Annotated in this window: 9 protein-coding genes; 4 read left to right on the top strand and 5 right to left on the bottom strand. The window is 71.2% G+C overall.

Features of this window, described 5'->3' with window-relative positions; genetic code table 11:
* Window positions 1-169 precede the first annotated feature (169 nt).
* Window positions 170-1,090 carry a diacylglycerol kinase family protein gene (locus D7X55_RS28195; protein WP_120546663.1) on the top strand — a complete coding sequence of 307 codons (921 nt, stop codon included), beginning with the start codon at window positions 170-172 and terminating at the stop codon, window positions 1,088-1,090.
* 158 nt (window positions 1,091-1,248) lie between these two features.
* Here D7X55_RS28195 and D7X55_RS28190 read toward each other — a convergent pair whose 3' ends face one another.
* Window positions 1,249-2,172 carry a PAS and helix-turn-helix domain-containing protein gene (locus D7X55_RS28190; RefSeq protein WP_147470237.1) on the bottom strand — a complete coding sequence of 308 codons (924 nt, stop codon included), beginning with the start codon at window positions 2,170-2,172 and terminating at the stop codon, window positions 1,249-1,251.
* A 275-nt stretch (window positions 2,173-2,447) separates the two neighbouring features.
* On the opposite strand from D7X55_RS28190, the gene D7X55_RS28185 reads away from it, so the two are divergent.
* From D7X55_RS28185 to D7X55_RS28175, 3 genes are read left to right on the top strand one after another with little or no spacing between them, the layout of a single operon-like run.
* On the top strand, window positions 2,448-3,506 hold the full coding sequence (locus D7X55_RS28185) for a DUF72 domain-containing protein (protein WP_121724671.1): 1,059 nt from the start codon (window positions 2,448-2,450) through the stop codon (window positions 3,504-3,506).
* Window positions 3,507-3,544: 38 nt separating this feature from the next.
* Complete coding sequence (locus D7X55_RS28180; protein WP_167510846.1) at window positions 3,545-3,856, top strand: hypothetical protein; 312 nt, start codon at window positions 3,545-3,547, stop codon at window positions 3,854-3,856.
* The gene (locus D7X55_RS28175; protein WP_120546666.1) at window positions 3,789-4,139 is read left to right on the top strand and encodes a Smr/MutS family protein; all 351 of its coding nucleotides are present in this window, start codon (window positions 3,789-3,791) and stop codon (window positions 4,137-4,139) included. Before D7X55_RS28180 ends, D7X55_RS28175 begins: the two co-directional genes overlap by 68 nt.
* A 9-nt stretch (window positions 4,140-4,148) precedes the next feature.
* Here the strand turns inward: D7X55_RS28175 and D7X55_RS28170 are convergent, their stop codons facing one another.
* From D7X55_RS28170 to D7X55_RS28155, 4 genes are all read right to left on the bottom strand, one after another.
* On the bottom strand, window positions 4,149-6,902 hold the full coding sequence (locus D7X55_RS28170) for an SNF2-related protein (protein ID WP_121724670.1): 2,754 nt from the start codon (window positions 6,900-6,902) through the stop codon (window positions 4,149-4,151).
* A 215-nt stretch (window positions 6,903-7,117) separates the two neighbouring features.
* Complete coding sequence (locus tag D7X55_RS28165) at window positions 7,118-8,455, bottom strand: DUF58 domain-containing protein (protein WP_120546668.1); 1,338 nt, start codon at window positions 8,453-8,455, stop codon at window positions 7,118-7,120.
* Window positions 8,452-9,387, bottom strand: coding sequence for a MoxR family ATPase (locus D7X55_RS28160; protein WP_120546669.1), 936 nt, complete (start codon window positions 9,385-9,387; stop codon window positions 8,452-8,454). The genes D7X55_RS28165 and D7X55_RS28160 overlap by 4 nt, the downstream gene beginning before the upstream one ends.
* A 58-nt stretch (window positions 9,388-9,445) precedes the next feature.
* Window positions 9,446-10,183: hypothetical protein (locus D7X55_RS28155; RefSeq protein ID WP_233610116.1), on the bottom strand; the 738-nt coding region annotated here is incomplete at its 5' end.

Raw genomic sequence — 10,183 nt, 5'->3', positions numbered from 1 at the left:
GGGAGTTCACTCGGGGGCCGGGACGAAAACAGGGGGAAAAAGAGCCCAGCATGGACGGGGCCGGGTGACAAACACCCCGGGCGCCGAGGCCCTCCCATGGGTCGCGGAGTGGAGCCTGGGCCCACAATTGCGTAAACAGGCCGTTCTGGCAGCAGGGAGAAGGCACTGAATGAAGACGTTCCTCGTGGTCAACCCGCGCAGCGCCAACGGGCAGACGGGGAAGCGATGGGTGGAGATCTCCGCGCAGGTGGGCAAGGTGCTCGGCGAGTTCGGGTACGGCTTCACCAGCGGCGGCATGGATGCGGCGCGTCTGGCGCGGCAGGCCATCGACGACGGCTATGAGTGCATCGTCGCGGTGGGCGGCGACGGCACCCTCAACGAGGTCACCAACGGCTTCTTCCGCGACGGACAGGTCATCAACCCCCAGGCCACGCTGGGCCTGTTGCCCCGAGGCACGGGCGGCGACTTCCGGCGCACCTTCGGGTGGGACCTGGAGCTGACGTCCGCGCTGGAGCGGCTGCGCACGGAGAAGACCGAGCCCTTCGACGTGGGGCGGCTGGAGTTCATCGACAACGACGGCAAGCCGGCCACGCGCTTCTTCGCGAACATCGCGTCGTTCGGCGTGAGCGCGGTGGTGGCCCGCGAGGTGAACCAGGGCAGCAAGGCGCTGGGCGGCAACCTGAGCTTCATGTGGGGCACCGTGAAGGGCCTCTTGAAGTACCAGGAGCGGCAGGTGCGCCTCACGGTGGACGGCGGCGAGCCGGAGACGGTGAGCGTCACCGCGGTGGCCGTGGCCAACGGGCGCTACTTCGGCAGCGGCATGTTCGTGGCGCCGGAGGCCGTGACGCATGATGGCCTGTTCGACATCACCATCTGGTCCAACTACGGCCTGTCCGACTTCGTCCTCAAGTCCAAGGGCGTCTACAACGGCGACCACGTCACCTGGAAGGGCACGCGGCGGCTGCGCTGCCGCACGCTCCACGCGGAGTCCCTGACGGGCGACGTGTTCCTGGACGTGGACGGCGAGACGCCGGGCCGGCTGCCCTGCACCATGACGCTGGTGCCGGGCGCCATCCGCCTCAAGGTCTAGCGCCGGAGCGGGCCGGGCGCGGCGCGTCCTCCACGGGCGCGCCCGTGGCCGCGGGCGCGGGGCGGTACCAGTTGGTCTGTCCCATCAAGCGGCTGCGAGCCCGGCTGCGCCTCCAGCTCCAGCACCGTCAACTCAATGCCCTGCGGAAGGTGCCCTGCTTAGAAGAACAGGCGGAGCAGGTCGTACCGCGTCTCCGCTCCCAGCTTCCGGAGCAGGTTCGCCTGGTGGAATTTCACCGTGCGCTCGGTAATCCCCAACACCGTCGAGATGTCGGTGGGCGAGCGGCCGAGCGCGAGATATCGCAACACATCGCCTTCGCGTTCGGACAGCCGCGCGGCGCTCGCCATGCGCCGCACCTTCGCCTCGAAGAGGCCGCTGAGCGTGTCATCCCCGATGGTGTGCACGCTGACGCGCGCGGTGCCCGCGCCCGTGGGCGTGGCGGTGATGACCTCGTAGCCCTCGGCGTGCCCGGACGCCTGGCGCACGATGGTGTGCGGCCAGGAGGGTGGGGACGCGGCCGTCAGCGGACAGTCCAGGCAGGGCGCGTCCCGGTGCGCGAAGGCACCGAAGCACGACCGGCCCACCATCTCCTCCTGCCGCGCCTGTCCGTCGGTCCAGACCGCCTTGAGCGTCCCGAACGACGCCAGCTCGGTGGAGATTTCATAGCTCAGGTCCCGGCGCGTCCCCGTGGCCGGGGGCGGCTCCGGGAGAACGGAGCGCTCGGGGACGACGCGGGGCGGGGACGCGCGGGTGACGATGGCCACCAGGCGCAGCGGCGGCCGGCCCACGGCGGCCACGTCCAGCTCCACCGGCAGACGCGCTCCGTCGCGCGTGAGCACGTCCGTCTCCAGCCGGTACTCGGCGCTGGTGAAGATGGCCCGCAGCGCCCGGCCCACCTCGCGCGCGTGCTCGCGCGGCGTGCAGACCTCCGTCCAGCGGCGCCCGAGCAATTCCTCACGGGGCCGGCCCAAGAGCGACGTGAACGCGGCATTGGCCAGTTCAATGCGGCCGCGCCGGTCCATCACGACGATGGGCCGTCCATCCCGCTCCGCGAGGAGCGATGCGGTCAACGACCAGTCCATGGGGCCCCCCGGCCGCTGCAACGACGCTCAAGCTTTACAGCACGGACCAAGAATTTCTTGGTTTGAGGAGCTTACGCTGATGCGACTGCATTTGCATTGGGACCCACGTCCAATCACAGACAGTCCCATGGAGGGGAGGACCGGCCGTGCGGGCCCGTCCGCCTGGAGGGCGTGCCAGAAACCTGGAACGTCCCCTTGAATCCGGGCAACCTGCTGCATCGCCTGGGCGGCGGGATTACACCCAGGGCTCCCACCGGAGGAGAGGAGCTGAACGCATGAGCGCACCGCGACGACCCGCGCAGTTCGACCTCTTCACCGGGGCCGTGGAGGAGCCGCCGGCCACGTCGCGGCGCCGGACCCAGCCGGTGGGCCCCGCCGAGCCGTCCGACGGCCTGCGCGTGCTGGGCGAGCAGCTTCCCCAGGGCGTCTACCTGGGCACGTCGTCGTGGACCTTCCCGGGGTGGACCGGGCTCGTCTACGACCACGAGGCCAGCACCACCCAGCTGGCGCGCGAGGGCCTGGCCGCCTACGCGCACCACCCGGTGCTGCGCACGGTGGGCATCGACCGGACGTTCTACGCGCCGGTGCCGGCCAGCACGTTCGCCGAGTATGCCCAGCAGGTGCCGGACGGCTTCCGCTTCCTGGTGAAGGCCCACGAGGCCTGCACGCTGGCGCGCTTCCCCGTGCACGAGCGCTATGGCGCGCACCGGGGGCAGGTGAACGACCGCTTCCTCCAGGCGGCCTACGCCGTGGACCACGTGGTGGCGCCGTTCCTGGAGGGGCTGGGCACCAAGGCCGGACCGCTCGTCTTCCAGTTCCCGCCACAGGACCCCGCGGCGCTGGGCGGAGCGGGCCGCTTCGTGGAGCGGCTGCACGCGTTCTTCTCCGCGCTGCCCAAGGGCCCGCTGTACGCGGTGGAGGTGCGCAACGAGGAGCTGCTCACGGAGGGCTTCGCCCAGGCGCTCGCGGACACGGGCGTGAGCCCGGTGCTCGCGGTGTGGGCCCACATGCCGCCCGTCGCGCGGCAGGCGAAGCTCACGCGCGCCTTCGAAGCGCGCAGCGTGGTGGTGCGCTGGATGCTGCCGCCGAACCTGGGCTACGAGGAGGCCTACGCCCGCTACGCGCCGTTCAACCGCCTGGTGGACGAAGACGCCGGCACGCGCGACGTGCTGGCCCGCGTGTGCATGGCCGCCGTGCGGCGCGAGCGCCCCGTCTTCGTGACCATCAACAACAAGGCGGAAGGCAGCGCCCCCCTGTCCGCCGTCCGGCTCGCGGAACGCGTCGTGTCATACAAAGAGGAGGGCAGCCAGCGGGGCGTTGCCCACGCGACATGACTTGCGCGCGAGCACGGCGCTTGCTTACGTGAAAGGCCATGATGGTGATGACCCTGGCCGCACTCCTGATGCAGATGACCTCCGCTGGTGGTGCGGGGTCGGAGGGCAAGCGTGCGGCCAACGCCCTGGACCTGACGGGCACGCCCCACCAGGGCGCGGTGAAGGAGGAGATCTCCTCGCTGAAGGGGGAAATCACCAGCCTCAAGGAGCAGTTCCGGCTCGCGCGCGAGCGACAGCGCCTGGCGGCCGAGGAGAAGCAGCGCCAGGAGGAGGCCCGCTACGGTGTCACGCCGAAAGCCACTCCCGCCCCTGCCGCCGGAGGGTCCGGAGCCCCCGCCCACGCCAGATGAGCTCGGAGGCGAACTGGGAGCGGTAGAAATTCCGGTCGATGGGAACCTCGATCTGCATCTCTTCCAGCCCCGCGACGTGAAGGACCTCGTCACCGAGTACGTCTGGGCCTGCCGCCAGAAGGGCGTGCTGGACGTGCGCATCATCCACGGCAAGGGCACGGGCGCGCTGAGGCGCACCGTGCAGTCCCTGCTGCCCACGCTGCCCGAGGTCGAAAGCTTCCGGACCGCCTCCGAGGCGGACGGAGGCTGGGGCGCGACGTGGGTTCGGCTCAAGCCCCTGTGACGACGGGCCTCAGGACAGCCAGAAGTAAGCGGACGCGATGAGGGTGCGCTTCTCCGTCACGCGGGCCTTGTTCGCCAGCTCCGCCATCTGCCGGTCCTTGGAGGCGTAGCGCTTCTCCTCCTCGTTGCGCAGCGACGCCAGCTTGCGGCGGTAGTCGCGCTCCATCCGGTCCGAGTGCGCCCGCGCCTTCGCGCGCTCCGCGACGTCCTCGATGCCGGAGACCTCCTTGCGCGCCTCGAACCACGCCTGGCGGGCGGCCTCCACCACCTCGCGAGACTCCATCAGGCAGTCCTCGACGTAGCGGTCCGCGCGCTCCTTGGCCTTGTCCAGCTCCAGCGCGTTGCGCCGCTCCGCGGCCCGGATCAGCTCATCCTTGGCGGTCATGAGCGACTGCTCTTGCATGAGCTGGACCGACACCGGCGCGGGCTGCCGGCGCTTCTCTTCCTTGGCGTCGAGCTTGGTGAAGTGGACGCCGTCCGTCAGCGGCAGGGCGCGGAAGCCGCCGTCCCGGTCCTTCACCAGCACCAGGTGGACCAGCTTCTCCTCCGGCTTGAGGCCCGTCGTTTCGAACTTGTAGACGAACCACCAGCCCTCGCTGCCGGCCAGCCGCGCCAGCCGCGAGGGCAGGCCCGCCGCGTCCAGCTGCAGGTAGCTGACGGAGTCCTGGGTGCGGTCGCGCACCGCGTAGGCGGCCTTGGCCACCTGGAGCCGTCCGGAGGTGCGGCTTCCCAGCACGGAGCCGGTGAGCGCCCGCGCCTCCTGCTGGCGCTTGGCCACCACTTCCTTGGCCGCGTCTCCCGCCACGCGCAGCCGGCGGCGCACGTCGCCGTCGAAGCGCTCCAGCACCACGGAGCGCATGGACGTCATGCGCTGGCTGATGCTGCCCTCCAGCTCCTCGCGCAGCTTGTCGAAGGCGGCGTTGATGTCCTTCGGGTCGCGGCAGGACTGGTAGATGTCCAGCACGCGCCGCTCGAAGTCGACGCCGCTCTCCAGCGCGCCCAGGATTTCGTCGGACGCGCCGAACACGCCGTCGAAGAGGTTGAGCTTCTTCTCCAGCAGCTCGAAGAGGCGCGCGTCCGCGGCGTTCTGGCGGTTGAGGAAGTTGAGCACCAGCACGTCGCGCTGCTGGCCGTAGCGGTGGCACCGGCCGATGCGCTGCTCCACGCGCTGCGGGTTCCACGGCAGGTCGTAGTTCACCACCAGGTTGCAGAACTGGAGGTTGAGCCCCTCCGCGCCCGCTTCCGTGCAGATGAGGATCTGCGTCTTGTTGCGGAACTCGTCCACCAGCGCCTTGCGCTCTTCGGGCGTGCCGCCGGCGTCGCCGGACAGGAGCGAGATCTTCCCCCGGTAGCCGTGCTCCGACAGCAGGTTGAAGAGGTACTGCTGCGTGCGCTTGGACTCCGTGAAGATGAGCGCCTTCTCCGGCCAGGAGTGCGTGCGCATCACCGCGAAGGTGCGGTCCAGCGCGCGCTTGAGCGCCTCACCCTTGGCGTTGGTGCGGATGGAGTCCGCGAGGTCCGCGTACTGGCGAAGCTCCCAGACCTCCTGCTCCAGCGTGCGGACCTGGGGCGCCTTGGAGGGGTCGTCGGACCACTCCTCGCCTTCCTCCACGAACTGCTTGGCCTCTTCCGGCTCGAAGAGCGCCAGGGCCTGCTGTCCCAGCCGCGCGGCCGCCAGGCGCTTCTCCAGGTTCTCCGACAGCCGGCGCAGCGTGGGCGCGATGGCGAACGTGGAGGAGGCCAGCAGCTTGCGGTAGCACAGCGTCAGCAGCGTCTTCTTGCCCGGCTCGATGGCCGCCGCCTCCGAGCGCGCCAGGTACTCGCTGACCTTCTCGTAGAGGTCGTGCTCCTCGGGGGAGGGGAGGAAGTCCTCCACGATGCTGCGGCGGTTGGTGTAGCGGACGTACTCGCGCACCTGACGGCGCAGCGTGCGCTGCACCACCGGGGCCAGCCGCTCCTTGAGCTCGCACGCGGCGGCCTCCGTCATGCCGCCGCCCTCGTCGGCGCGGTAGCGGCTGCGGAAGGCGTGCTCGGGGCCCAGGATCTGCTCGTCCAGCAGCGACATCAGGCCGAACAGCTCCATCAGGTCGTTCTGGAGCGGGGTGGCGGTGAGCAGCAGCTTGGGGCGGCCCGCCAGCGACGCGCGCAGCGCCTGGCCCGTCTTGTTGTTGGGCCGGTGCGCGTTCCGGAGGCGGTGGGCCTCGTCGATGATGACCAGGTCCCAGGGAATCTCCGACACGAGCGCGGACTTGTTCGCCGCGAACGGGTGCGAGCAGATGACGGGGAAGGGCTGGTCGAAGCAGTTGTTGTGCTTCTTCACGTCCCGGCCGTCGACGAGGACGCTGTCCAGGTCGAACTTCTCGCGCAGCTCCGCATTCCACTGCGCGCGCAGCACGGCCGGGGCCAGGATGAGGATACGGTTCTTGCCCTCGGCCATCAGCTGGGCGACGACGAGGCCCGCCTCGATGGTCTTCCCCAGGCCCACCTCGTCCGCGAGCATGCAGCCGCCGCGCGAGAGAGCATCCAGCGCGAACATCGCGGCTTCGACCTGGTGGGGGTTGAGGTCCACCTTCGCTTCAGCCAGCGCGTTCGCCAGCCGCTGCTGGGTGTCACCGCTGCGCGCGAGCAACTCCTCGGCCAGCAGCCGTTCATGGAAGGGCGTCAGCGCCGCTTCCGCGAGCTCCAGCTCCTCCGCGGCCTGGGCCGCGATGGCAGCGGCGTCCGCCTCGACCTCCAGCTTCAAACCCCTCGCGACCTCCGCCAAGTCCCGCCTCCCGTCCGGTTTGGAGCGTGCGCGCGTGCGCGCGAACAGTTGAGGCGCGCCATTCTGGGCAGCGATCGGCATCTGTAAAGGGGGTCCTCCCCGAGGCCGAAAACTCGGCCTCCGCGCGATTGGCAAGCCTGCTGTTCGGCGAAGTGATGCGCGCATGCGCGAGCGCTGGAATGTTTCAAAGGGCTTGACGAATGCGTTGTGAGCGCTCAGAGCCGCCCGCGCGCCTTCACGTCCAGGTACACGTTGAGTGCAGCGGAGCCGAAGCCGCGAGCCGGTGCGCGCACCACCAGCGCCCCCGCGTCGCGCAGCGTGGTGGCGGTGCGGCGGTACTCGGACTCCATGCGGGACGCGGCCTGGCGCGCGTAGGCGGACGTCGCGTCGCCGGGCACATCGGTGGCGGCGGCCTCCAGGTCCTCGTCCAAGAGCGACGCGACGACGGGCAGGTGCCGGGGGCGCAGGGCCAGCGTGCGCGTGAGCAGGCCCGCGGACGCGTCCGGATCCACCAGGTCGGTGAAGAGCACCACCAGCGCGCGGCGCGTCTGGCGGGCGAAGGCGAAGTCGAACGCGCGCCCGTAGTCGCTCTCCTCCAGGCCGGCCTCCGCGCGGTACAGGGACTCCGTGATGAGGCGCAGGTGCTCCGCGCCCTTGCGCGGGGGGAGGAAGGCGCGCACGTCGCTGGCGAACGCGAGCACGCCCACCACGTCGCCCGCGTCCAGGCTCACGCGCGCCAGCCGCAGCGCCGCGTCCACCGCGTGGTCCAGCTTCCTGCGCCCCTGCACCCGGCCCGCCATGTGACGGCCGCAGTCCAGGAGCAGCAGCACGGGCTGGTTCCGCTCCGGCTGCCACGTGCGCACCAGCGTGTGTCCGTGGCGCGCGGAGGACTTCCAGTCGATGTGGCGGTAGTCGTCGCCGGGGCGGTACTCGCGCAGCGATTCGAACTCGCGGCCCTCCACCGACTTGCGCAGCAGCGTGCGCGCGGACACGGCTTCGGACGCGCGCGCCAGCGTCAGCGCCTCGCGGGACAGGGCGCGCAGGTCCGGGTACACCTTCACGTCCTGGCCCGCGGGCAGCGTCACCTGCCGCGAGCACAGGCCCAGTGGCCCCATCAGGCGCAGGTTCACGTCGCCGAAGCGCGCGTCGCCCCGCGAGGGCGGATGCACCCGGTACGTCAGCCGCGTGGAGGCGCCACCCGGCTCCCCCGGCTCCAGCGCAAAGGGCTGCCGGTGGCCATGGCTCTCCACGTCCAGGGGCGGCTCGTCGCGCAGCTCGCCGCGCACGGGCCGGTCCGAGCGCGAGCGCAGCTCCCAGTGCACCGGATTGTCCACGCCGGAGGAGAGGATGGGCTCCACCTCGCGGCGCGCTTCGACGTCGCGGGCGTGCGGCGCGCGCAGGAAGTCCACCGCGCAGAGCAGCAGCACGGCCACGTCCACCGCGAGCGCCAGCCACCCGAAGGCGGGACTCGCCACCGCGAGCGCGGCGGGCACCAGCGCTCCGGCGAACAGCGCCACGGCGAGGCCGCTGGGGACGGGGCGCCCGACGCTCACCGGGGCACTCGCACCCGTTCGAGCATCTGCTTCAGCACGTCATCCGCGGTGACGCCCTCCACCTCCGCCTCGGCCTTGAGGAGCAGGCGGTGGTTGAGGACGCTGGGGGTCACGTCCTTCACGTCGTCCGGGGTGACGAAGTCGGTGCCGCGCAGCGCGGCGCGCGCCTTGGCCGCGGCGAGCAGGGCCTGCGCGGCGCGGGGGCTGGCACCCAGCCGCACGCGGGGGTGGGCGCGGGTGTCGCGCACCAGTTGCACCACGTACTGGAGGATGGAGTCGTCGCACGCGACGCGGGCCGCGCGGTCCTGCAGCCCGGTCAGCGTGGCCTCGTCCAGGACGCGAGACACCTGTGGCGGCCGGCCCTCGCGCTGGTGGAAGGCGCGCAGCAGCGCGGTCTCTCCGTCGCCGTCCGGGTAGCCCACGCGCACGCGCATGAGGAAGCGATCCAGCTGCGCCTCGGGGAGGGGATAGGTGCCCTCCAGCTCCAGCGGGTTCTGCGTGGCGACGACGAAGAAGTGCGGCGGCAGCGCGTGGCTGGCGCCGTCGATGGTGACCTGCCGCTCCTCCATGGCCTCCAGGAGCGCCGCCTGCGTCTTGGGCGGCGTGCGGTTGATCTCATCCGCGACCAGGACCTCCGTGAAGACGGGGCCCTTGATCAGCCGGAAGGTCTGCGTCTGCGGCTGGAAGACGTTGGTGCCCAGGATGTCCGCGGGCATCAGGTCCGGGGTGAACTGCACGCGGGAGAAGGACAGGCCCAGGGCCCCCGCCATGCTGCGCGCGGTGAGCGTCTTGGCGACCCCGGGCACGCCCTCCAGCAGCACGTGGCCGCGCGCGAGGAAGGCCGTCACCAGGTCGGTCAGCACGCGGGGCTGGCCCACGACGGCCGAACCCAGCGCGTCGAGGAGGCGGGAGAGGGGCGAGGCGTCGGACATGGTGGCGGGCGACGGTAGCCCGCCTCCCCTCCGGCGCGGCAGCGAAATCCTCGCGGGCCTACCCCTCCTGGCGCTTCAGCCCCATCAGGCCACCCAGCACCGCGATGACGCCGCCGAGGATGCCCAGGAAGCACCCGATGCTCGGTGACGAGTTCATCATCTCCGCGTTGCCCAGCGGCGACGGCACCAGCGTGGTGTCCGAGGAGATCTTCAGGAACACCAGCGACCACACGAGGCTGATGACGCTGCAGACCATCTGCGCGCCCCACGGCAGCATGGGGTTCACCCAGCTCATCACCTGCCGCGAGCGCAGGCCCACGAAGACCATGGTCGCGACGGCGAAGAGGAAGGAGATGAAGCCCAGGCTGATGAGGCCCAGGAAGTCACCATCCTCCGCCGTCTCCTTCCACGGCATGAAGCAGGAGAGCACCACCAGCGCCGCGCCCCAGAACGCGATGCGGTCGCCGCCCTCCAGCTCGCGCAGGAACGAGCGCGCGTCGTCCAGCAGGACCTCCGGATCATCGATGGGGGAGCGCGCGGTCTCCAGCTCGCGGGCCTCCTTGGACCAGGGATCCACCCCCGCGTCCGCGGAGTCGTCCTCGTCCTCCTCGACGGGAGCCGGTGCGCGGCGAGGGGCCGGCGCGCGAGCGGGAGCGGCCTTGGCGGAGCCAGTCCGGACGGGAGCGGCACGCTGGGCCTTCTCCCGGGCGATGTCCTCCATGCTGCGCACGTTGGTGGCGTCGTCGCTCGGCGGCGGCGCGGCGGGGCGGGCGCCCGTCCTGGCGCGGGCCGGGGC

It is taken from the genome of Corallococcus sp. AB049A (assembly GCF_003668885.1).
Lineage (GTDB): Bacteria > Myxococcota > Myxococcia > Myxococcales > Myxococcaceae > Corallococcus > Corallococcus interemptor.
Note: the sequence above shows the minus strand (reverse complement) of the source record. Positions and strands in the feature narration are given on the sequence as shown.